We start from the raw sequence: 23,184 nt of genomic DNA, 5'->3' as shown, positions 1-23,184 counted from the left end.
GCGGTCGCGTGCGTGGCGTGGCGGACGTCCCGCTATCCGGTCCCGGCGCGACGGTAGGATCGATGGTCGGCCCCGGCGTGCACCGCGGGACCCTACGCTTGAGGAGACCACCACGATGACGACGACCGCCGCCCGCACCGCGACCGACGAGCGGACGCCCCCGCTCGGCGCGCGCGTCGTTTCCGGCGGCACCTCGTTCGCGGTGTTCGCCTCGCACGCCGACCTCGTCGAGCTGTGCCTCCTCGAGCGCGACCCCGCGACGGCCTCGGGGTGGGCCGAGGAACGCCTGCCGATGACGCGGGGGGCGCGCGGGGTGTGGCACACGACGGTGCCCGGCGTGGGCGACGGCCAGCGGTACGGGTTCCGGGCCCACGGCCGTTGGGACCCGCGCGTCGGCCTGCGGTACAACCCCGCCAAGATCCTCGTCGACCCGTACGCGCGAGGCCTCGACGGCGCGCTCGTCCACGGGCCGGCGGTTTACGGCCACGTCTGGGACGCGCGCGGCGAGGACGGCCTGCCGCTGCCATCGGACCTCGACTCGCTCGGGCACGTCCCGCTCTCGGTCGTCGTCGACCCCACCTACCACCCCGTGCACGAGCGGCCGCACGTCCCGTGGTCGCGGACCGTCGTCTACGAGGCCCACGTCCAGGGCCTCACGGCTCACCTACCCGGCGTTCCCGACGCGCTGCGCGGCACGTACGCGGGAGTCGCGCACCCCGCGACGATCGCGCACCTGCGCTCGCTCGGCGTGACGACGCTCGAGCTCCTGCCGATCCACGCGAAGGTGTCCGAGCCGCACCTCCTCTCGCAGGGCCGGGTGAACTACTGGGGCTACAACACGCTCGGGTTCTTCGCGCCCGAGCCGTCGTATGCGACCGCCGCGGCACAAGCGCAGGGCCCGACGGCCGTGCTCGACGAGGTCAAGGGCATGGTCGCGCTCCTGCACGCGGCCGGGCTCGAGGTCATGCTCGACGTCGTCCACAACCACACCGCGGAGGGCGGCACGGACGGCATGCAGCTGTCGTGGCGCGGCCTCGACGCGACCGTCCACTACATGCACGACGGCAGCACGCCTGCCCGGTTCGCCGACACGACGGGCTGCGGCAACACGCTCGACCACCGGCGGACGAGGCCCGTCCAGGCGGCTCTCGACTCGGTGCGCTACTGGACCCAGGAGATCGGTGTCGACGGCTTCCGCTTCGACCTCGCCGTGACGCTCGGACGCCACCACGACGGCTTCACGAACGTCCACCCGTTCCTCGTCGCGCTGGCGACCGACCCGACGCTCGCCGACGTCAAGCTCGTCGCGGAACCGTGGGACGTCGGTCCGGGCGGCTGGCAGACCGGCAGCTTCAAGGAGCCGTTCGGCGAGTGGAACGACCGCTACCGCTCCGCGGTGCGGCAGTTCTGGCTCGCCGACGCGCGCGAGCTCTCGCACGGCCGCACGGGCCACGGGCTGCGGGACCTCGCGACGCGGCTGTCCGGCTCGGCCGACCTCTTCGGCCACTCCGACCCGCCGCTCGAGCGCGGCCCGGTCGCGTCGATCAACTTCGTCACGGCGCACGACGGCTTCACGATGGCCGACCTCACACGCTACGACCACAAGCACAACGAGGCCAACGGGGAGGACAACCGCGACGGAACGGACGACAACCGGTCGTGGAACCACGGGATCGAGGGCCCCGACGTCGACGACGGCGACGGGATCGCGGCGCTGCGTCGACGCTCGCACCGCAACCTTCTCGGCACGCTCCTGGTCTCGGCGGGCACGCCCATGCTCACTGCGGGCGACGAGGTGGGGCATAGCCAGCAGGGCAACAACAACGCGTACTGCCAGGACAACGAGCTCACGCGGCCGCGGTTCGACGTGACTGGCCCCGAGGCCGACCTCCTCGCGACGACGCGCTACCTCCTCGCGCGCCGCGCCGAGCTCGCGGCGCTGCGCCCCGCGCGCTTCTACCTCGGCCGTCCGTACGAATCGCGTCCGGACGACGGTCTCGACCTCGCGTGGTACACGGAGGCGGGCACCCCGATGACACCGGCCGAGTGGAACGACACGTCGCGCCGCGTCCTCCAGATGGTCCGTCGCACGGCGGACGTCGCCGACCCGGCGGTGCTCATCGTCCTCAACGGGTCCCTCGACGTCGTCGACGCCGCGCTCCCCGAGGCCCACGTCGGCTGGGACCTCGTGTGGGACTCCTCGTGGGAGCACCCGGACCAGCACCTCGAGCCGTTCGACGACCCAGGCACCGAGCTCGAGCCGCTGAGCATGCGGCTCTACGTCGAGAGCGCCCACTGACCGCAGGTTCGCTGGTCACGGTCCCCCGACGCCCATCACCGTGACCCGCCGGGAGCGTGGCGACGCGCGGGAACCCCGTCCCACGGGCTAGGTTCGACCTGTGAGCAGGAACAAGCGCCCCCGCCCCGTCAGTGCCGCCGCGAACCCGGGCCACGCCGTGCGCGCCAGCGCACCGGTCGCCCCGGCGCCGCGCGTCGCGCAGCCCGTCCCGGTCCGCCCGACCCCGATCGGTCGCATCCCAGTCGTCGACGTCTCCCCGACCGTCGAGCAGGGCCGCTGGCCCGCAAAGGCCGCCATCGGCGAGGCCGTCCCGGTCCGTGCCACGGTGTTTCGTGAGGGCCACGACGCGGTCGCGGCGACCGCCGTGCTCGTCGCTCCCGACGGCACCGTCCACGCGAGCGCCCGCATGGTCGACATCGCGCCGGGGCTCGACCGCTACGAGGCGCGCGTCGCGCCCGACGCACCGGGCGAGTGGACGTTCCGCGTCGAGGCGTGGTCGGACCCCTACGGGACGTGGACGCACGACGCGACCGTGAAGATCGCTGCGGGCGTCGACGTCGAGCTCATGCTCGCCGAGGGTGTGCGGCTCATGGACCGTGTCCTCGCCGAGCTCACGCTCGACGCCGCGGACCGCTCGACGCTTGAGCGCGTCCGGACGACCCTCGCCGACACCCGGTCGACCCCGCAGGACCGTCTCGCGGCGGCGCTCGCGGACGACGTCCGCGACATCCTCGTCCTGCGGTCGCCCCTGCGTGACCACATCTCGCCGTCCGCGGACTACCCGCTCGTCGTGAGCTGCGAGCTTGCGCTCGCGGGTGCGTGGTACGAGATGTTCCCGCGCTCGGAGGGTGCGGTGTACGACGCCGCGACGCGCTCGTGGCGCTCGGGAACGCTGCGGACCGCGGCCGAGCGCCTGCCGGGCATCGCCGCGATGGGCTTCGACATCGTCTACCTCACCCCGATCCACCCGATCGGCACGACGTTCCGCAAGGGGCGCAACAACTCGCTCGAGGCGCTCCCGGGTGACCCAGGCTCGCCGTACGCGATCGGCTCGCCGGACGGCGGTCACGACGCGATCCACCCCGAGCTCGGGACCTTCGACGACTTCGACACGTTCGTCGCGCGTGCTCGCAGCCTCGGCATGGAGGTCGCGCTCGACCTCGCGCTCCAGTGCTCGCCGGACCACCCGTGGGTGACGGAGCACCCCGAGTGGTTCACGACGCGCGTCGACGGCACGATCGCGTACGCGGAGAACCCGCCGAAGAAGTACCAGGACATCTACCCGCTGAACTTCGACCTCGACCCCGCAGGCATCGAGGCGGAGATCGAACGCATCGTGCGCCTGTGGATCGATCATGGGGTGACGGCGTTCCGCGTCGACAACCCGCACACGAAGCCGCTCGACTTCTGGGAGCGGCTGCTCACGAGCATCCGGGCGACGCATCCCGAGGTGATCTTCCTCGCGGAGGCGTTCACGCGTCCCGCGATGATGCTCACGCTCGCGCGCATCGGGTTCCAGCAGTCGTACACGTACTTCACGTGGCGCAACACGCGTGAGGAGATCACGTCGTACCTCGCGGAGGTGTCGGACGAGGTCGGCTCGGTCATGCGGCCGAGTTTCTGGCCGACGACGCACGACATCCTCACGCCGACGATGCAGCACGGGGGCGAGGAGATCTTCGCGATCCGCGCGGTGCTCGCCGCGACGGGATCGCCGACGTGGGGCATCTATTCGGGCTACGAGTTTGCCGAGCGTGTCGCGCGACCTGGCGCCGAGGAACAGATTGACAACGAGAAGTACGAGTTCAAGCCGCGCGACTGGTCAGCTCCCGAGGCTGCGCGTCTCACGGGTCTGCTCACGCGGCTCAACGAGATCCGCCGCGCGCACCCGTCGCTGCGCCAGCTGAGGAACCTTACGGTGCACGGCACGACGAACGACCAGGTCGTCGCGTTCTCCTCGCACCTCGGCGGTGAGTTCACGACGGACGGCCGCCCGGACACCGTCATCACGGTCGTCTCCCTCGACCCGTGGGGTCCGCAGGAGTCGATGGTTGACCTCGACCTCGTGGCCCTCGGCCTCGAGCCCGCGGACAACGACGAGCCGCGCTTCAACGCGCACGACCTGCTCACAGGCGAGACGTACGCGTGGGGCCGTCGAGCGTTCGTGCGGCTCGAGCCGGGCCGCCCCGCGCACATCATCGAGGTGACGACGCCATGACGACGATCCCCCGTATGCCTGAGCCAGCACCCGTGACCGGCCAGCTCGCTGCTGCGGCGTTGCCGCCGCAGCGTCGCCCCACGGTCCCGGCCGTGCCTCGTGCGCTGTCCGACGACCCCGAGTGGTACCGGACCGCGGTCTTCTACGAGGTGCTCGTGCGGGCGTTCTCCGACTCGACAGCGTCAGGATCGGGCGACCTGCGCGGCCTCGTCGACCGGCTCGACTACCTGCAGTGGCTCGGCGTCGACTGCCTGTGGCTACCGCCGTTCTACCCGTCGCCGCTGCGTGACGGTGGCTACGACGTCGCGGACTACACGGCGATCGCCGAGCAGTACGGGACGCTCGAGGACTTCACGGAGCTCATCGAGGCTGCGCACGCGCGCGGCATCCGCGTCGTCATCGACCTCGTCATGAACCACACGAGCGACGCTCACCCGTGGTTCCAGGCGTCGCGGCAGGACCCGGACGGGCCGTACGGCGACTTCTACGTCTGGGGCGACGACCCGACGCGGTACGGCGACGCCCGCATCATCTTCGTCGACACGGAGACGTCGAACTGGACGTTCGACGCGGTGCGCCGCCAGTACTTCTGGCACCGGTTCTTCTCCCACCAGCCGGACCTCAACTTCGAGAACCCCGCCGTCCAGGAGGCGATGCTCGACGTCGCACGATTCTGGTGCCGCGTGGGCGTCGATGGCTTCCGGCTCGACGCCGTGCCGTACCTCTTCGAGGAGGAGGGCACGAACTGCGAGAACCTGCCGCGCACCCACGAGTTCCTCGCGCGCGTGCGGGCGATGGTCGACGCGGAGTTCCCGGGCACGATCATGCTCGCGGAGGCGAACCAGTGGCCGGGCGAGGTCGTCGAGTACTTCGGCACCGAGGAAGCCCCCGAGTGTCACATGTGCTTCCACTTCCCCGTCATGCCGCGCATCTACTACGCGCTGCGGGACCAGAAGGCGACGAAGATCCTCGAGATCCTCGCGGACACCCCGGAGATCCCGGCGGGCGCGCAGTGGTCGACGTTCCTGCGCAACCATGACGAGCTCACGCTCGAGATGGTGTCGACCGAGGAGCGTGCCGCGATGTACGGCTGGTACGCGTCGGACCCGCGCATGCGTGCGAACGTCGGCATCCGCCGGCGGCTCGCGCCGCTGCTCGGAGGCTCCCGCAAGGAGATCGAGCTCGCGCACGCCCTCCTCCTGTCGCTCCCTGGCAGCCCCTGCCTCTACTACGGCGACGAGATCGCCATGGGCGACAACATCTGGCTCGAGGACCGCGACGGCGTGCGCACCCCCATGCAGTGGACGCCGGACCGCAACGCGGGCTTCTCGACGGCGGATCCCGGCAAGCTCTACCTGCCGGTCGTGCGCTCGCTCGGACACACCTACGAGGGCACGAACGTCGAGGCGCAGCTCGCGATGCCGGGCTCGCTCCTCCACTGGGTGCACGGCATGCTCACGGTCCGGCGGCGGCACCCGGCGTTCGGGCTTGGCACGTTCACGCCGGTGCCGGCGGACGACGAGTCCGTGCTCGCTTTCCTCCGGACGACGGCTGACGAGACGCTGCTGTGCCTCGCGAACCTCGGTGCTACGGCACGTGCCGCGACCCTCATGCTTCCCGGGCATGCGGGTGCGACGCTCACGGACCTCTTCGGCGGCGCCGTGCTCGGCACGGTCGCGGCCGACGGCTCGGTGCGGTGGACCTTCGGGGCGCGCGACTTCCACTGGGTGTCGCTCACGCCGACGACGTCGACGACGGCTAGCTGAGGGGTGCGCATGAGCCGTCGACGCATTGATCTCACCGACCAGCTCGGACCGTTCGTCCCGGCGCCCGCGCCCGACGACGCACAGCTGGCGCTGCTGCGCGCGTGGATGCCGGCGCGACGCTGGTTCCCCGTGAAGTCGGGGACGACGACGATCACGCCGTGGCGGTCCTTCGGGCTCGCCGACGGCTCGGACGCGATCGTCCACCTTCTGCGCGTCGAGGGTCCCGAGGCGACCGTCACGGTCCAGGTTCCGGTCGTGCGGCGGCCGTCGGTCACGCACGCCGTCGGGCAGGAGGTGCCACCGTCGTGGATCGGCACGCTGGGCGACGGCACGGACCTGCTCGACGCGTGCGACGACCCGACGTTCTGGCGGGCGTGGCTGACGCTCGCCCAGTGGGGCGAGGCAGACGCCCCGCCCGCGAGCCTCGACCTTGCGGGCGCGCGCATGCTCACGGTCGAGCAGTCGAACACGTCGATCCTCCTGCCCGCGGTCGCGGGCGGCGCGATCCTCAAGCTGTTCCGGACGGTCGCGCCGGGTGCGAACCCGGACGTCGACGTGCCGCGGGCTCTCGTGCAGGTCGGCTGGGACGGCGTGCCCGCCCCGCTCGCGTGGCTCGAGCTTGCGGGCGAGGACGAGGGCGACGTGCCGGCCGGTGCCGAGCCGATCGACCTCGGGGTGCTCACGGAGCTCGTCCCTGACGCGTCGGACGGGTTCCAGCTCGCGTGCGCGTACGCGACGGGAGACCTCTCGTTCGCCGAGGACGCGGCCGAGCTCGGCCGCACGGTCGCGGGCATGCACGTCGCGTTGCGGCAGGCCCTGCCCGCTGCCGGCCAGACCGTCGGGCTCGCATGGCTACGCTCGGAGCTGCGTCGGCGGGCGCGGGCCGCCGCCGCGAGCGCGAGCGTGATCGCGGGGCGTCTCCCCGCGATCGAGCAGTTCTACGGCCTGCTCGAGGCGCCGGACGAGGCGAGCCTGCTCGAGCTCCAGCACATCCACGGCGACCTACACCTCGGCCAGGTCCTCCGCGCGGGCGACGGCACGTGGCGTGTCCTCGACTTCGAGGGCGAGCCCATGCGGCCGCTCGCGGAGCGGCAGCGCCCCGACCTTCCGGTCCGGGACGTCGCCGGGATGCTGAGGTCCTTCGACTACGCGGCGGCCGTCGGCGAGGCGACGTCGCCCACGTGGGCGACCGACGCGCGTGAGGCGTTCCTCGCGGGCTACGCGGAGGCGTACCCCACGCCCGACGACGCGTTCACGCAGACCTTGCGGGACGCGCTCGAGCTCGACAAGGCGCTCTACGAGGTCGTCTACGAGGCCGGGAACCGGCCCGACTGGCTGAGGATCCCGCTCGGCGCGGTCGACCGGCTGCTCGCACACGGCAAGCCACCTGCGCCCGACGGGGACGAGCCCGTGCCCGGGTGACCTGCACCGGAGCCGACGCGCCGGTCGTCGGTCCCTCTGTCTCCTGCCCGTGCCGTGGAAAGGTAGTGCAATGATCCCGTCCTCACCCTCGCCGCTCCCCGTCGACGCCGCGCAACTCGCCGCGGTCGCCGCAGGTCGTCACCATGCCCCGCACTCGGTGCTCGGGCCGCACGTGCACAACGGCGCGGTGACGGTCCGAGTCCTGCGTCCGCTCGCCGACGAGGTCGTCGTCGTCACGGCCGACGGCGAGCACCCGACGGAGCACGAGCAGGACGGGGTGTGGTGTGTCGTCCTGCCCGTCGACGAGGTGCCCGACTACCGGCTCCGCGTGCGGTACGGCGACGAGGTCACGCGCTCCGACGACCCGTACCGCTTCCTGCCGACGCTCGGCGAGCTCGACCTCCACCTCGTGCAGGAGGGCCGCCACGAGACGCTGTGGACGGTGCTCGGCGCGAACCTCCGCACGTTCCCGAGCGTGCTCGGCGAGGTTCACGGCACGGCGTTCGCGGTGTGGGCGCCCAACGCTCGCGCGGTGCGCGTCGTCGGCGACCACAACCACTGGCAGGGTGCGTCGCACGCGATGCGCTCACTCGGCAGCTCGGGCGTGTGGGAGCTCTTCGTCCCGGGGGTCGGTGCAGGCACGCGCTACAAGTTCGAGATCCTCGCGCAGGACGGCTCGTGGCGGCAGAAGGCCGATCCGATGGCGAAGTCCGCGGAGGTGCCGCCCGCGACGGCGTCCGTCGTCGTCGCCTCCGAGCACGTGTGGCAGGACGACGCGTGGATGGCACGCCGTGCGCAGTCGGACCCGCACACGGGGCCGATGAGCGTCTACGAGGTGCACGTCGGGTCGTGGCGTCCGGGCCTCGGCTACCGCCAGCTCGCCGAGCAGCTCACGGCGTACGTCGTCGAGCAGGGTTTCACGCACGTCGAGCTCATGCCGATCGCCGAGCACCCGTACGGGCCGTCGTGGGGCTACCAGGTGACGGGCTACTACGCGCCGTCCTCACGCTTCGGCCACCCTGACGACCTGCGGTTCCTCATCGACTCGCTGCACGCGGCGGGCATCGGCGTCATCCTCGACTGGGTTCCGGCGCACTTCCCCAAGGACGAGTGGGCGCTCGCGCGCTTCGACGGGACCCCGCTCTACGAGGACCCGGACCCGCTCCGTGGCGAGCACCCAGACTGGGGCACGTACGTCTTCAACTTCGGACGTGCCGAGGTCCGTAACTTCCTCGTCGCGAACGCGACGTACTGGCTCGAGGAATTCCACGTCGACGGTCTGCGCGTCGACGCCGTCGCGTCGATGCTCTACCTCGACTACTCGCGCAAGCCCGGCCAGTGGCGTCCCAACGTGCAGGGCGGCCGTGAGCACCTCGAGGCGATCGCGTTCCTCCAGGAGGCCAACGCGACGGCCTACCGGCGCAGCCCGGGCATCGTCATGATCGCCGAGGAGTCGACGTCGTGGCCCGGCGTCACGGCGCCGACGAGCGCGGGCGGCCTCGGGTTCGGTCTCAAGTGGAACATGGGGTGGATGAACGACACGCTCCGCTACCTCGCGACGGACCCGGTCCACCGGCGATACCACCACCACGAGGTGACGTTCTCGATGGTGTACGCGTACTCCGAGCAGTTCATGCTGCCGCTCAGCCACGACGAGGTCGTCCACGGCAAGGGGTCGCTCCTGCGCAAGATGCCGGGCGGCGAGTGGCAGCAGTTCGCGGGGCTGCGCGGGCTGCTCGCCTACCAGTGGGCGCATCCGGGCAAGCAGCTGCTCTTCATGGGCTGCGAGATCGGACAGGGCACCGAGTGGGACGACGGCTCGGGTGTCGAGTGGTACCTGCTCGACCATGCGCCGCACCGGGGCGTCCAGAGCCTCGTGCGCGACCTCAACTCGGTGTACCGCGCCGAGGGCGCGCTGTGGGAGCGGGACTTCGACCCTGCGGCCTTCACGTGGCTCGACTCCGACGCCGCGGATGCGAACATCATCGCGTTCCTGCGACGTGGGACCGACGGCCGGGACGTCGCAGTCGTCGTGAACTTCGCCGACACCGTGCACGAGGGATGGCGCCTGCCGCTTCCGACGGGCGGCACGTGGACGGAGATCCTCAACACGGACGCCGCCGACTATGGCGGCTCGGGCGTCGGCAACCTCGGCGGCGTCACCGCGGAGGACCAGCCGTGGAAGGGCCAGCGGTTCTCCGTGCCGCTGCGTGTCCCGCCGCTCGGCGCGATCTACCTGCGGCACGAGGGCTGACGCCCACGCGCGACGACGGCGGCCACCCCGGTCCGGGGTGGCCGCCGTCGTCGTGAGCGTCAGTACAGCGCGTTGGCGAGGGCGCGGCGCGCAGGTCCGACGCGCGGGTCCTCGGGTCCGAGGATCTCGAAGTACTCGACGAGGCGCGTGCGCACCGTCTCCTTGCCGTCGGCGTCGAGCGAAGGCAGGAGCTCGACGAGACGTCCGAGCGCGTCGTCGACCTTGCCGCCGGCGAGGTCGAGGTCGGCGACGTCAAGCTGGGCCTGGAGGTCCGCGGGACGCTCCGCTGCGGCCGCGCGCACCGCGCCGAGCTCCATCGTCGCGGTCCGCGCGAGGAGCCGGACGTTCGCAAGCCCTGCTGACGCGGCCGCGTCGCGGGGGTCCTCGCGCAGCGCCTGCGTGTAGGCCGCGATCGCGCCCTCGAGGTCCCCTGCGTCGATCGCGTCGTACGCCTTCTGGTGGAGCGGCGGCAGCGGCTCCGGCTCGGGCTCCGCGGCGACGTCGTCGTCCGCGGCCCCGCCCTCGGCGTCGAGGCGCCCGGTGACGCCGTTGGCCTCGGCAGCCTGAAGGACCTGGTCGAGCACGCCCCCGACCTGCTCGTCGTCAAGGATGCCCTGGAACAGCGGGACGGGCTGGCCCGAGATGAGGGCGACGACCGACGGCACGCCCTGCACCTGGAACGCGGCAGCGATCTGCGGGTGCGCCTCGACGTCCGCGCGCGCGAGGAGCATGCGGCCCTCATAGCGGTCGACGACCGCGCCGAGCGCGGTGCCGAAGCGCGCGACGGCGTCGTCCGTCGGCAGCCACATGAGGACGACGACGGGCACGCGCGCGGAGAGTTCGACGACGTCGCCGAACGTCTCGGTCGTCACGTCGACGACGTTGCCCCCGGCCGCGGGTGCGCCGCCGGGCTCGCCCGGGGGCGGCGCGGTCGGTCGGCCTAGCGAGGAGAGGTCGACGGCTCCGCGGACGTCGAGACGGGGGTCGGGCTGGGGCTGGCTCATGACACCTTCCTGCGTGCGGGGACGACGCGCGTCGTCAGTCCTTCTTCTCGGGGATCGAGGCCTTCGTCGCGGCGTGCTCGACGCCGAGGACGTCGACCTTCGTCGCGTCGGAGCCGTCGGCGGGCACGTGGATCGCGACGACCGTCGTGTACGTGAGCGCCATCGAGTTCTCGACCTTGAGCTTCTTCGTGAGGTGCTTCTCGACGTCGTCGACGGGCGAGATCTTCGCGCCCTTCTCGGCAACGCGATCTTCGAGTGCCGTGAGCTCACCGACGACGAGCATGCCGCCGTCGACGGTCGCGAACGCGTGGAGTGCGCCCGGCACCGCGGTGAACGTCATGGTCTGCTTGCCTTCGGCGGGCTTGAGCGCCGCGTTCTGGAGCTTGCTCAGCTGCGCGACCCTCTCCCGGAACGGGTCGTCGGCGAAGAGATCGAGGTGCTTGGACTTCTTCGGCTTCGAGAGGACGTCCGCGTAGCGTTCGAGTGCCTCGGAGGCGGTGACGAGGTAGCCGTCGTCGTCGGCGCCGACCGTGCCGGACCCGACGGTCGCGGCGGCGAAGCGGGGCAGCGTCACGCCGGGGAAGAGCCGCACCCACGACCACAGGCGCCAGGGGTCCCGGGCCTCGTCCTGCTCGAGGACGAGGAGACGCTCCGTCTCGAGCTCGGGCTGCTCCGAGACGACGAGCGCCGCGCGCGGCCACGCCTGCTCGACGGGGCTCGTCATCGACAGCGCCGTCGTCGGCAGTTTCGTGAGCGGGTCGTCCTTCTTCGTCGCCTTGGCGACCGCGAGCTCGACCTTGCGGATCGCGAGCGCGGGTCCTGAAAGCCGGTCCTTGAGGCCCTTGTCGCTGCGGGCCTCGTCGGTCGTCGCGAGGGTCTCACCGATCGAGGCGAGGATCGCTGCGGACTGCTCGGGGGTGAGCACGGGCGGCGCCTGGACGGGCGTCGCCGCGGGCGTCGGCGTGGGGAGCGGCTCGGCGCACGCCGCGAGGCCGAGCGCGAGCGCGAGCGCGGACGCAGCGAGTGCCGTCCGGTGAGTGCGGGTCATGCGTCCTCCTCGGGGCGGGCGGGGCTGGCGTCGTGAGTGTCCGGGGTCCAGGTCTGCTGCTCGAAGCCCCAGGCGCGCCGCCAGGCGTCGGCCCGGGCGGTGTTCGAGTCGTCGGGCGTGGGGGCAGGCGTGGGCGAGGCTGCGGGAGGAGCCGGCTGCGTCGGTGTCGGCTCGGTGCCGCCGCCTGCGCGCTCGGCGCGTACGGCTGGCAGCGCGCCCGTGCGGGGTCGGCGACGGGTCTTCTCCTGCGCCGCGAGGAGCGCCTCACGCTCCGCTTGCTCGCGCAGCTCACGCCGCGTGAGCGGTCGGGCTCCGGTCTCGGCTGCGGGCTCGACCGCGGAGCCGCTCGTCGGGGAGCTCGGTCGCGTCTCGTAGGGGCTCGCCGCGGAGGTTCCGGCGGTCCGGGCGGGACCGTCGGCGGGCTGTGCGCCCGCTGCGGAGGCGGCCCCGGGCACGGGGCCGCGGTCGGCGGGTCCTGCGGGCACCGGTCCGCCGGGTGAGGAGGGCCCGGGCCGGAGATCGTACGGGGACGGGGCCTGCGCCACCGTGGGCGCCACGGGCGTCGTCGGCCGGGTCGCCGGTGGCTGGGTGGGGGTCGGCGACGCCGGTCGCTCGTCGGTCGGCTCGGCACGCTGGCCACCGCGGCGCGAGAGGGTCGCGGCGGTGCGGGCGGAGGTCTCGAGGATGCTGCGGCGCGTGCTCGCGCCGACGGCGCGCAGCCCGCCGCGCGAGGCCGCGAGGAGGACCGCCGCGCCGGCGAGCGCGAGCAGGCTCCCGAGGACAAGGCCGGGGACGAGCCACGCCGACGAGACCTCGCGCTGCCACGAGAGCGTGAGGACGGGCGCGGGCGCGCCGTCGCCGACGGATGCGACGAGGAGCATCGTGCGCCCCTCCGCCACGGCCGTACCAGCCGGGAGGCTCGCGCTGCCGGCGCCTGAGGCCGAGGCGAACCACATGTCGGAGCCCGACGGGTCAGGGCCGACGAGACCCGAGGAACCGACGACCGGCGTCGGCGTGGGCGAGGCCGCCGGGGTCGCGGAGGCGTCGGCGGACGGCTTCGTCGAGGCATCGTCGGACGGCTTCGTCGTCGCGTCGCCGGAGGGGGTCGCGGAGGCGTCGGCGGACGGCTTCGTCGTCCCGTCGTCGGAGGGCTCGACGGGTGTCGTGTTCCCCGCGACGAGCTGCGTCGCGAGAGCGTCCCATGACGCGAGACCTGTGACGGCCAGGTGCGCGTCGTCACCGACCCAGCCACGGACGTCGGCCTCCCGGCCGAGAGCGACCGCAACCTCGCCGCCGTCGCTCCGGCTCGCGGTCACAGTCACCTCGTCCGAGACGAGGTCGAGCACACCGGGCTCGACGACGAGCAGCGTCGCCGCCCCCCCGCTCGTGCTCGACGCCGTGACGACGTCGTCGGGTCGCCAGACCGTCGCCGAGGCGACGGCGAGGGCCGCCGAGAGCACGCCGAGCGCGACGAGCACGGCACCGATGACGCGTTGCAGCACCAAGTTTCCTTCCGTTCCGGACGCTCCAGCCTACGGTGTCGCCCGCGGCGACGGCCATCGAGCGGCCCGGCCCGTGCCACCTCACCACGGGATCTGCACACCGGCACAGATCACAACATCCGGGTCCCGGACCTGCGGGTGAACCGATACGCTGGGACGGCGTGCCCGGGCGGGAGTCGACGACGACCACCCGGCGGACCCGCGCACCCGATGCTCCACTCCCGACGCCGAAGGCTCATCGTGTCCGAAGACCGTCCTCTGTTCCCCGTCGTCATGCGCGGCTACGACCGCGGCCAGGTCGACGGCGAGATCGCCCGCCTCGCCAAGCAGCTCGACGCCGCGCGCGCCCAGGTCGCGTCGCTCGACGAGAAGACGCTCCAGATGAGCGGAGAGCTCTCGGACGCGCAGCGCCAGCTCCGTGAGGCCGAACGCCCGACGTACTCCGGTCTCGGCTCGCGCATCGAACAGCTCATGCGGTCCGCCGAGGAGCAGTCGTCGGACGTCGTCGCGCAGGCAAACGCTCAGGCGTCCGACTCCGTCGCCCGTGCCAAGCTTGCCGCGGGCCAGATCCGTGCCCGCGCGGAGAACGAGGCCGCCGAGATCCTCGCGACCGCCCGCCGCGAGGCCGACGACACGCGCGCCGCCGCCGCGACCGAGGCCGAGTCCGTGACGACGAGCGCGCTGCGCCGCGCAGACGAGATGGTGAGCTCCGCCGAGCGCGAGGCCGCTCGCATCCAGTCCGTCACGCAGACCGAGGTCGCCGAACTTCGCGCGACTGCTGAGCGCGAGACGTCGAGCCTCCGCGCAGCCGTCGAACTCGAGACGACCGAGCTCCGCGTGCGCACGCAGGACGAGGTCGCCGCGCTGCGCCAGACGGCCGAGAGCGAGACGACCGCGCTGCGCGAGGAGACCGACGCCTACGCCGCGGACCTGCGTCGCACCGTTGACGTCGAGACGTCGGCGCTGCGCCAGAAGACCGAGGCGGACACCGCCGCGCTCCGCCAGGCAGCCGACAGCGAGACCGCCGAGCTGCGACGCCCCGCGGCACGTGAGACGGGTGAGCTCCGACAGGCAGCCGAGACCGCCGCTGCCGAGCTGCGTGCGAGCGCCCAGGAGTTTGCCGACACGCTCCGCCAGACCGCCGAGCGCGAGACGACCGAGCTGGGCCGCCGCGTCACGGAGGAGACCGAAGCTCTCCGCACCGAGGCCGACCAGTACGCGGCCCTCACGCGCACGACTGCCGACCGCGAGGTCCGTGAGCTCCGGGAGGCTGCAGCCGCCGAGGTCGCTCAGCTCCGCGCTGAGACGGAGACGTGGGCGACGGCGCTGCGCACGGAGACCGAGCAGCACGTGACGACGCTCCGAGCGACGACGGACCGCGAGACGACCGAGCAGCGCGAGACCGCTCGTCTCGAGACGACCGCGCTCCGCGAGGCCGCGGAACGTGAGACGACCGAGCTGCGCGAGACCACGGACACCGCCGTCGCCGAGCTCCGCTCGACGGCGGCTCGCGAGACCGCCGAGCTCCGCGAGAGCACCCGCCTCGCGGTCGAGGCACAGCGCGCCGAGGCAGCCCGTGAGGCGGCCGCGGTCCTCGCATCCGCGAAGGCCGACGCCGACACGCTGCGCGAGCAGGCCCGCAAGGCGCTCGCCGATGCCGAGCTCGAGATCGCGACCCGCAAGGCCGAGTTCGAGCGTTCCGAGGACGAACGCATGGCGGCCGCCCGCGCCGAGACGGACCGCATGGTCGCGGAGGCCGAGGCGCACGCCGCGGACGCCGAGCAGCGCGTCGTCCGCGCGGTCGAGCAGTCCGAGAAGATCCGTCAGGAATCCGACGCCCACGCCAAGGAGCTGCTCGCCGGTGCCCGCCGCAACGCCGACGAGATCGTCTCGGGCGCGCGCGAGCACGCCGAGCGCACCCTCTCGGAGGCCGTGAGCGAGGCTGACCGCGAGCGCACGACCGCGCAGCGCCAAGTCGACGACCTCAACAAGCAGCGCGAGTCCATCACGACGTACCTCGACGAGCTGCGCTCGCTTCTCGGTGGCGACCCCATCCCCTCGCGGCGCACGCTCGAGAAGGTCTCCGTCGCCCAGGAGCGTTTCGAGCAGCAGGCCGAGGGCACCGAGACGACCGAGTTCACGGCGGCGGCATCGGCCGCTGCCGACGACCTCTCGGCAGCTGCGGCAGCCGCCGCACCGTCGGCCGTCTCCGCCGAGCCCGCACCGTCGGCGGCCTCCGCCGAGGCGGTCGAGGCCGAGGCGGTCGAGGCCGAGCCGGCCGACGACCACGTCGAGGTCGCCGCCGACGAGCCCGACGAGGACGACGAGGACGCGACGGACACGAACGCCACGGACGCGGACGCCACGGGCGGGGACGCGGCGGGCGACGAGCAGGCTCCGGAGCAGGCAGCACGATGAACGACGGAGGTGGCTGGGCCGATCAGCGGCGTGAAGCCGCCCTCGTCCACGAGCAGCGCCTCCGAGAGAAGCAGGCCGGCGAGACTGCCGTGGCACGCGAGCTCATCGCGGCGTTCGTCGAGCGGGCCCGCGCACGCGGTGTCGAGCCCGAGCCGCTCCACGCACGGGACTACTCCGGCAACGGCCCGTACCGTACGGGCCTGCGCGGGTGGTACCTCCGCGCCAACCGCTCCGCCGCGGTCGGCGAGGACGGTCTCTTCTACGTCCTCACGGTCGCCGGCGGCCTGCGGGCACGGCTCGCCGGGTCACGTCCTGAACCGAGCGACCCGCCTCTCGTCCTCGGCAAGGGCGGACGTGACGGTGAGTCGATCGACATGCGTGACGCGCTCGCGCGCGTCGTCCCCGAGGACTGACCCCGAGTCCGTCGAACAGGTCCGGGCCCGTGGCTGCGACGAGCAGCCACGGGCCCGGACCTCTAGCACCTCTGGGGCCCTCAGGCCCGCGCGACGAGGTCCGCGAGCGCGACGGCGACCGGCTCGGGCTGCTCGATGGGCGTCATGTGGCCAGCCCGACGGACGACCGTGAGGACGGCGTCCTGCGCGGCGCCGACCATCGCCTCGGCCTCCGGCAGCGGCGAGAGCTCGTCCTCGTCGCCGACGACGACCGCGACCGGGCCGTCGAAGGCCCGCAGCGCGTCGAGGCGGTCGGGCCGGGCTGCCATCGCCCGCTGACACCACGCGATCCCTGCGGGGCCCTGGTCGCGGATCCAGCCGTCGATCCGCTGGACGAGGTCGGGGCGCTCGACACGGCTCGTCTCACCGAGGACCGCCCGGCGCATCCCGAGCACCTCGTCGACCGTCGCAGTGCGCTCGACCTCGTCGGCGATGCGCAGGCGGTTCGCGCGTGCTTCCTCGGCGTCGGCGCCGGCCTTCGTGTCGACGAGCGCCGCGCCGGCGAGGAGCCATGCGTGACGTTCGAGCAGTGCGAGAACCGTGTACCCGCCCATCGAGAGGCCCGCGACGACGGCGCGGTCGATGCCGAGCTCGGCGAGCGTGTCGGCGACCGCGTCGGCCTGGAGCTCGACCGACGGGACGTCGGGCACCTGAAGCCGCAGCGCGACGTCATGACCCGACGGCGACGCCCCCATGCCGGGGAGGTCGAGCGCGAGGACGGGGAACGAGCCCGGGAGCAGCGGCACGATGTCGTGCCACATGCGTGAGTCGAGCGGGAACCCGTGGAGGAGGACGAGGGGCGTGCCCTCCCCCTCACGCAGGCGGTGGTGGGCGAGCAGTCCGTCTCCGGTCATCACGAGGTGCCTCCCGTCCCGGGCGCGGGGCCCGCAGCGTCGCACGGCCCGTGCGGCCGTGCCCGTCTCCATCATGGCGCACCCGGGCCAAACGGCACCCGGGACGGGCAGGACGTGCGTCAGCGGGTCTCGGGCTCGTCGGCGGTCGTCGCCTCGCCGTCCCACGTCGTCGGGAGCGGGCCGTGGCCGGGCAGGACGGTGCCGACGATCTCGTCGAGCGCACGTCGCACCGCGGACTCCCCGACCCACAGGTGCTTGGCTCCGTCGACCCCGACGACCTCGGCCTGCGGGACGAGCGCGAAGCGTTCACGTGCCTCGGCCGGCCGGAGGTAGTCGTCGAGCTCGGGCACGAGGACCTTGAGGGGCCGGCCGAACTCTGCCCAGCGTCGCAGGTCGTCGTCTGTCGCGCGGTGCAGCGGGGGCGAGAGGAGGATCGCGCCCTCGATCGCGGGGTCGGTGCCGTGCTTGAGGACGAGTTCCGTGCCGAAGGACCAGCCGACGAGCCACGGCCGGGGCAGGTCACGGAACTCCGCGAGCTCGATCGCCGCGGCGACGTCGAACCGCTCGGCCTCCCCGCCGTCGAAGGTGCCCTCGCTCGTGCCGCGGGGCGACGACGTGCCGCGCGTGTTGAAGCGCAGCACCGCAAGGTCCGCGAGCGCCGGCAGGCGCCACGCCGCCTTGCGGTAGACGTGGGAGTCCATGAAGCCGCCGTGCGTCGGCAGCGGGTGGAGCGTCACGAGCGTCGCGACGGGGTCGCGGTCGGCCGGGAGCGCGAGCTCGCCGACGAGCGTGAGGCCGTCGGCCGTGTGGAGCTCGATGTCCTCGCGGCGGGCGGGCAGGACGGTCGTGGAGCGGATCTCGGTCGTCACGAGGCCCGAGCCTAGCCCGGGCCTCCCCGTCACGGACGGCCCGGGCGCGTGACGTCGGGCACGGCACGCTCGGCGGACCGGGTCAGCGTGCGCGGTCCCAGCACGGGTTGTGCCAGTGGCGGCGGTCCGCGAGCGCGGCGTCCGCGCCGAAGAGCCCGTCCTGCGCCCACGCGACGACGTGGGGGGTGCCTGGCGCGATCTCCTGCTGGCAGCCGGGGCAACGGTACGCCTTGTCGCTCGCGCGGATCTTCTGGACCGTCCAGTCCTCGCCGCGCCGCTGCGTCGTCGAGCGTCCGCCCGTGGCCCGGTCGAGGTCGAGTTCGCGGTGCGGCTCGCCCCACGGGCGGCGACGGGAGGGACGCTTGGACGGCACCCGTCCATGGTGCCACGACGGACGCGGACGACCGGATGCCGGGCTCCCCAGGCCGTTCTCAGGAAGTGGTCGTAGGGTGGTCCGGACCCGCGGCGCGCTGCGCCCCCACGACGTGAGGAACTCCCCCAGTGTCCAGCACCTTCCTGCGGCGCGGCGCCGTGCTCGTCACCGTCGCCGCCCTCGCCCTCGCCGGCTGCTCCGACGACGGTGGCAACACCTCGAGCTCGTCGGGCTACGCGACTCCCGGCGCGTCGGCGACGCCGTCCGGCGACGCTGCGACCCCCGGTGTCCCCGCGACGTTCGCGACCACCGCGACGACCTGCACCCCGGTCGAGGGAAGCGAGTCGAAGCTCGTGTCCGCCGTGACGCTCGGCGGCGACCTCGGCACGACCCCGACGATCACCGTCGACGCGTCCTACGAGGTTCCCGAGCAGGGCGAGGTCGCGACCCTGTGCACCGGCGACGGGCCAGTCCTCGAGGAGGGCAACGTCGCGACGTACCTCTCGCGCGCCGTGACGATCGCGGACGGCACCGAACTCTACGTGGCCACGGCACCCGGTTACATGAGCGTCGCGAAGGGCGAGCTTGACCAGGGGGCCCTCGCGGGCCTCACCGTCGGCACGCGCTTCGCCGTGACGTTCCCCAACGACGGGACGCCGGCGGTCCAGGTCTACGAACTCGTCGACGTCCTTGCCCAGGACGAGTTCGTCACGGACGCGAAGGTCGGCGACGCCGGCCTGCCGACCGTCGACGCCCCCCAGGGCAAGAAGCCAACCGTGACGTTGCCCGAGGGCGGGCTCGCGACGACGGCTCCGGGAGTCACCCGCGTCGTCCTCGAAGAGGGCGACGGCGACGTCGTCAAGCAGACCGACACGATCAAGGCCTTCTACCTCGGTGTCAACGGCTCGGACGGCAAGGAGTTCGACTCGTCGTGGACGCGCGGCGACGAGCCGTCGGAGTTCCCGCTCACCGGTGTGATCCAGGGCTGGACGCATGGGCTCGAGGGCCTCAAGGTCGGGACCACGGTCATGCTCGTCATTCCGCCGGCCCTCGGCTACGGCGCGTCGCCCACCTCCGAGCTCGCGACCGAGACGCTCGTCTTCGTCGTGACGATCGACTCGGTCGTCGCAGCGAAGTAGCACCGCGCGGCTCCGTCCGCCTCACGTCCCGAGGGGCGCGCAGCTGCGGCTGCGCGCCCCTCGGCCGTCTCCGGGCCCGGGAGTCGCGCGTGAGCAGGCTCACGCGTGGCGTCTGCCCGATCCGGGCCGTCCAGCCCCGGCCCCCTGCCGCGGCGCACGTATCGTGGGGCGATGAGCACCGAGAACCCCGTCCTGTCCCCCGAGCGCGAGGTCCTCACGTGGGAGGCCTTCGGCGTCGCCGCCCGTGAGCTGGCCCAGCAGGTCTACGACTCGGGCTTCCGGCCCGACGTCGTCGTCGCGATCGCCCGCGGCGGCCTCGTGCCCGGCGGCGCCGTCGCGTACGCGCTCGGCACGAAGGGCGTCGGGACGCTCAACGTCGAGTTCTACACGGACATCGGCCAGACGCTCGACGACCCGCGCGTCCTGCCGCCGCTCATGGACACCGCCGACCTGCCGGGCGCTCACGTCCTCGTCGTCGACGACGTCGCGGACTCGGGTCGGACGCTCGCGCTCGTCATGGAGATGCTCGCCGCCAAGGGCGCCGAGGCCCGCTCGGCCGTACTCTTCACGAAGCCGCGCTCGATCGTGCGCCCCGACTACTCGTGGAAGGACACGGACCTGTGGATCACGTTCCCGTGGTCCGCGCAGCCCGCGATCGGGACGACGGTGCCGGGCGACTGAGCTCCCCCGCCGCAGACGACGGAGGGCCGGTCACCGCCTGCGCGGTGACCGGCCCTCCGTCGTACGGTTCAGCGAACCAGGAGCGTCAGAAGTCCCAGTCCTCGTCCTCCGTGTTGACGGCCTTGCCGATGACGTACGACGAGCCCGACCCCGAGAAGAAGTCGTGGTTCTCGTCGGCGTTCGGCGAGAGCGCCGAGAGGATCGCGGGGTTGACGTTCGTCTCGTCCTTGGGGAAGAGACCCTCGTAGCCGAGGTTCATGAGCGCCTTGTTCGCGTTGTAGCGCAGGAACTTCTTGACGTCCTCGGTGAGACCCACGCCGTCGTAGAGGTCCTGCGTGTACTGGACCTCGTTCTCGTAGAGCTCGAAGAGCAACTCGAACGTGTAGGCCTTCATCTCGTCGCGGACCTCCTGCGAGGCGCGCTCGAGGCCCTTCTGGTACTTGTAGCCGATGTAGTACCCGTGGACGGCCTCGTCGCGGATGATGAGGCGGATGAGGTCCGCGGTGTTCGTGAGGCGAGCCCGCGACGACCAGTGCATCGGCAGGTAGAAGCCCGAGTAGAAGAGGAACGACTCGAGCATCGTCGAGGCGACCTTGCGCTTGAGCGGGTCGTCGCCGCGGTAGTAGTCGAGGATGATCTGCGCCTTGCGCTGCAGGGCCTCGTTCTCCTCCGACCAGCGGAACGCCTCGTCGATCTCCGGCGTTGAGATGAGCGTCGAGAAGATCGACGAGTAGCTCTTCGCGTGGACCGACTCCATGAACGCGATGTTCGTGTAGACGGCCTCCTCGTGCGGCGTGAGGGCGTCCGGGATGAGCGAGACGGCGCCGACCGTGCCCTGGATCGTGTCGAGCAGCGTGAGGCCGGTGAAGACGCGCGTCGTCAGCGCCTTCTCCTCGTCGTTGAAGTTGGCCCACGACTGGATGTCGTTCGACAGCGGGACCTTCTCCGGCAGCCAGAAGTTGCCGGTGAGACGGTCCCAGACCTCGAGGTCCTTGTCGTCCTCGATGCGGTTCCAGTTGATCGCCGTGACACGGTCGATCAGCTTGATCTTCGGGCTGGGGGTCATGCCGCTCCTCGCTCCTGGGTCGTCGTGCGCCGCTGCGGGCCCACGGGGTGCCCCGGGCGCAGCGACATGCGTGCGACGAGCCGCCACGGACCCGACCGGCGTGGCGCCGGGACGAGGTTCGGGCGGGTGCTCGTGCACCGCTGGCCCAGCCTAGCCGCGCACGCGAGCGGGGTGAAGCCGGACCCACGCTCCGGTCAGGTGATGCCCGCGACACCTCTCCCGGACGGTCGACGGGGCTCGCCCCTCGGACGGGCGGAGACCCTCGGACAGACGGGAGCGGGGGTCAGAAGAGGGGCGGTGCGACGTGCGACCCCGACCCGTCGGGTCGGGCAGCGTCGGTGCGGGCCGCGTCGGTGCGGGCAGCGTCGGTGCGGGCAGCGTCGGTGCGGGCCGCGTCGGTGCGGGCGGCGTCGGTGCGGGCCGCGTCGGTGCGGGCGGCGTCGGTGCGGGCAGCGTCGGTGCGGGCCGCGTCGGTGCGGGCGGCGTCGGCGCGGGCAGCGTCGGTGCGGGCACCGGCCTCGTCCGCGACGGCGTACGCACCGGCAGCCATGCCGTTGCCCGGGCCCGCGTGCTCGACGTACCCGGGCGGCGGTGGCACGGAGGACGGTGTCCCCGTGGGCGGCGGCCACGCCCCGCGGGACACGTCGCTCGCACGCGCTGCACGACGCCCACGCCGAAGGGCGACGGAACCGCCGACGACGAGCCCGATGCCCCCGACGAGCAGGACCCCGCCGATGACGGCGAAGATCGGCAGCAGCAGGCCCGTAGGCCCGTCGAACGGGTCGAGATAGACGCGCGTCGGGTTCACGGGGTCGACATGGATGCGGACGACGTCGCCGACGCGTCGGCAGGGCGACTCGCTCACCAGCCCGGTGAACGTGAGGACCTCTCCCTCGCGCCCCGGGTAGGCGATGACGGGCTGGCACGAGGCGCCGCCGTCGCTCGACGTCGACCGGACGAGGTCGACGACACGCCCGTCGGCCTCGACGAGGTTGTCGTCGAACAGCACGCTCCCGGCTCCGGAGAGCAAACCGAACCCGACCGTGACGGCGAGCCACACGACTCCGAAGAACATCAGGAAGATGCCGATGACGAGCGCGACGACACCACCGACCGTGCGGCCCGTGCCCGGCCGTGCTGCACCGGCCGGTGCAGCACGGAACGGGTCCGGCGCACCGGAGCCCCGTCCGTGATCCCACGCGGGCGTGCCGTGAGAGGTTCCGTCTGTCATCGTCCGTCGACCCCCTGCGTCGCACACCAGCTCCGTGCCGCGGTGCGCGCCCGGAGGCCCGGCCGTGGCTGTCGCGCCGAGTCTAGGGGTGCCCGGTCACCGGTGCGAGCGCACCCGCCGGGGCGACGCGCGCCGCGGTCAGAAGAGCGGAGGAGCGACATCAGGGCCCTGCGACCTCGGCTGCTCGCGGTCGTCGGGGCCCCCGTCGTCGGACGTGCCGCCGTCGGGCGTGCCGCGCTCGTCTCGCCCGAGGATCCCGTCGAGCAGCCAGGGCTCGACTCCGACGTCGACGTAGAAGTTCGCGCTCGATGCCTCGGGGCTCTCGCGTCGGACGATGCCGGCGATCCCCCGGACGACGCTCGCGAGGCCGCCGACGACGAGGAGCACAGTGACCCCGCGGACGAGGAGCCCGAGCGTGCGCGCGTCGAGCCCGCCCGGCCCTGGTCCCGCCGCAGAGACCGCCGAGAGGATGAACGGTGCGACGAAGCCCCAGAACGCAGCCATCCCGAGCACGATGACGCCGAGGACGACGTACGCGGCGGGCCCCCGCGCCACCGTGATGTGCGTGCGGCTATTGCTCATGCATCC

General features: G+C 72.7%; 18 protein-coding genes. 9 read left to right on the top strand and 9 right to left on the bottom strand.

Annotation, left to right across the window (positions count from 1 at the left end; genetic code table 11):
* The first annotated feature begins 115 nt into the window (after positions 1-115).
* The 5 genes from glgX to glgB all read left to right on the top strand — a co-directional run bounded on the left by glgX (position 116) and on the right by glgB (position 9,959).
* Complete coding sequence (glgX, locus tag C1729_RS00270) at positions 116-2,299, top strand: glycogen debranching protein GlgX (protein WP_102507722.1); 2,184 nt, start codon at positions 116-118, stop codon at positions 2,297-2,299.
* A 157-nt stretch (positions 2,300-2,456) separates the two neighbouring features.
* Positions 2,457-4,517, top strand: a complete 2,061-nt coding sequence (locus C1729_RS00265; RefSeq protein ID WP_165375513.1) for an alpha-1,4-glucan--maltose-1-phosphate maltosyltransferase — start codon at positions 2,457-2,459, stop codon at positions 4,515-4,517.
* Positions 4,514-6,283: a maltose alpha-D-glucosyltransferase gene (gene treS / locus C1729_RS00260; protein ID WP_102507718.1), complete on the top strand. Its 1,770-nt coding sequence runs from the start codon at positions 4,514-4,516 to the stop codon at positions 6,281-6,283. The genes C1729_RS00265 and treS overlap by 4 nt, the downstream gene beginning before the upstream one ends.
* 9 nt (positions 6,284-6,292) lie before the next feature.
* Complete coding sequence (locus C1729_RS00255) at positions 6,293-7,705, top strand: maltokinase N-terminal cap-like domain-containing protein (protein ID WP_165375375.1); 1,413 nt, start codon at positions 6,293-6,295, stop codon at positions 7,703-7,705.
* A 70-nt stretch (positions 7,706-7,775) separates the two neighbouring features.
* Positions 7,776-9,959, top strand: coding sequence for a 1,4-alpha-glucan branching protein GlgB (gene glgB, locus C1729_RS00250; protein WP_102507715.1), 2,184 nt, complete (start codon positions 7,776-7,778; stop codon positions 9,957-9,959).
* Positions 9,960-10,018: 59 nt separating this feature from the next.
* Here glgB and C1729_RS00245 read toward each other — a convergent pair whose 3' ends face one another.
* Genes C1729_RS00245 through C1729_RS00235 form a run of 3 tightly spaced genes read right to left on the bottom strand, consistent with a single transcriptional unit; the run spans position 10,019 to position 13,513 of the window.
* On the bottom strand, positions 10,019-10,963 hold the full coding sequence (locus C1729_RS00245; protein WP_102507713.1) for a tetratricopeptide repeat protein: 945 nt from the start codon (positions 10,961-10,963) through the stop codon (positions 10,019-10,021).
* Positions 10,964-10,997: 34 nt separating this feature from the next.
* Positions 10,998-12,011: a DUF8094 domain-containing protein gene (locus C1729_RS00240; RefSeq protein WP_102507711.1), complete on the bottom strand. Its 1,014-nt coding sequence runs from the start codon at positions 12,009-12,011 to the stop codon at positions 10,998-11,000.
* A complete protein-coding gene (locus tag C1729_RS00235; RefSeq protein ID WP_102507709.1) occupies positions 12,008-13,513 on the bottom strand; it encodes a hypothetical protein in 1,506 nt (501 codons plus the stop codon). The genes C1729_RS00240 and C1729_RS00235 overlap by 4 nt, the downstream gene beginning before the upstream one ends.
* Positions 13,514-13,753: 240 nt before the next feature.
* Between C1729_RS00235 and C1729_RS00230 the strand changes: the two genes are divergently transcribed.
* Together C1729_RS00230 and C1729_RS00225 are read left to right on the top strand one after the other, a co-directional pair.
* Complete coding sequence (locus C1729_RS00230) at positions 13,754-15,931, top strand: coiled-coil domain-containing protein (RefSeq protein ID WP_129590609.1); 2,178 nt, start codon at positions 13,754-13,756, stop codon at positions 15,929-15,931.
* The gene (locus tag C1729_RS00225; protein WP_102507705.1) at positions 15,928-16,344 is read left to right on the top strand and encodes a hypothetical protein; all 417 of its coding nucleotides are present in this window, start codon (positions 15,928-15,930) and stop codon (positions 16,342-16,344) included. The genes C1729_RS00230 and C1729_RS00225 overlap by 4 nt, the downstream gene beginning before the upstream one ends.
* Positions 16,345-16,424: 80 nt before the next feature.
* On the opposite strand, the gene C1729_RS00220 is transcribed toward C1729_RS00225, so the two are convergent.
* The 3 genes from C1729_RS00220 to C1729_RS00210 all read right to left on the bottom strand — a co-directional run bounded on the left by C1729_RS00220 (position 16,425) and on the right by C1729_RS00210 (position 18,479).
* Positions 16,425-17,237: an alpha/beta fold hydrolase gene (locus tag C1729_RS00220; protein WP_102507703.1), complete on the bottom strand. Its 813-nt coding sequence runs from the start codon at positions 17,235-17,237 to the stop codon at positions 16,425-16,427.
* Between the two features lie 119 nt (positions 17,238-17,356).
* Positions 17,357-18,106: an alpha/beta hydrolase gene (locus tag C1729_RS00215; protein ID WP_102507701.1), complete on the bottom strand. Its 750-nt coding sequence runs from the start codon at positions 18,104-18,106 to the stop codon at positions 17,357-17,359.
* Between the two features lie 82 nt (positions 18,107-18,188).
* A complete protein-coding gene (locus tag C1729_RS00210) occupies positions 18,189-18,479 on the bottom strand; it encodes a hypothetical protein (protein ID WP_102507699.1) in 291 nt (96 codons plus the stop codon).
* Between the two features lie 128 nt (positions 18,480-18,607).
* Here C1729_RS00210 and C1729_RS00205 point away from each other — a divergent pair, with 128 nt between their 5' ends.
* Positions 18,608-19,618 carry an FKBP-type peptidyl-prolyl cis-trans isomerase gene (locus C1729_RS00205; RefSeq protein WP_102507697.1) on the top strand — a complete coding sequence of 337 codons (1,011 nt, stop codon included), beginning with the start codon at positions 18,608-18,610 and terminating at the stop codon, positions 19,616-19,618.
* Positions 19,619-19,789: 171 nt separating this feature from the next.
* Positions 19,790-20,299 carry a phosphoribosyltransferase gene (locus C1729_RS00200; RefSeq protein WP_102507695.1) on the top strand — a complete coding sequence of 170 codons (510 nt, stop codon included), beginning with the start codon at positions 19,790-19,792 and terminating at the stop codon, positions 20,297-20,299.
* Between the two features lie 85 nt (positions 20,300-20,384).
* Here the strand turns inward: C1729_RS00200 and nrdF are convergent, their stop codons facing one another.
* The 3 genes from nrdF to C1729_RS00185 all read right to left on the bottom strand — a co-directional run bounded on the left by nrdF (position 20,385) and on the right by C1729_RS00185 (position 23,178).
* Positions 20,385-21,365: a class 1b ribonucleoside-diphosphate reductase subunit beta gene (gene nrdF / locus C1729_RS00195; protein WP_102507693.1), complete on the bottom strand. Its 981-nt coding sequence runs from the start codon at positions 21,363-21,365 to the stop codon at positions 20,385-20,387.
* A gap of 283 nt (positions 21,366-21,648) precedes the next feature.
* Entirely contained in the window at positions 21,649-22,596 is a 948-nt protein-coding gene (locus C1729_RS00190; RefSeq protein ID WP_102507691.1) for a DUF3592 domain-containing protein, read from the bottom strand.
* A 138-nt stretch (positions 22,597-22,734) separates the two neighbouring features.
* Positions 22,735-23,178: a hypothetical protein gene (locus C1729_RS00185; protein ID WP_102507690.1), complete on the bottom strand. Its 444-nt coding sequence runs from the start codon at positions 23,176-23,178 to the stop codon at positions 22,735-22,737.
* Between the last annotated feature and the right edge of the window lie 6 nt (positions 23,179-23,184).

The sequence above is a fragment of the Sanguibacter massiliensis genome (assembly GCF_900240335.1).
Lineage (GTDB): Bacteria > Actinomycetota > Actinomycetes > Actinomycetales > Cellulomonadaceae > Flavimobilis > Flavimobilis massiliensis.
This window is presented reverse-complemented; position numbering and strand designations above follow the sequence as displayed.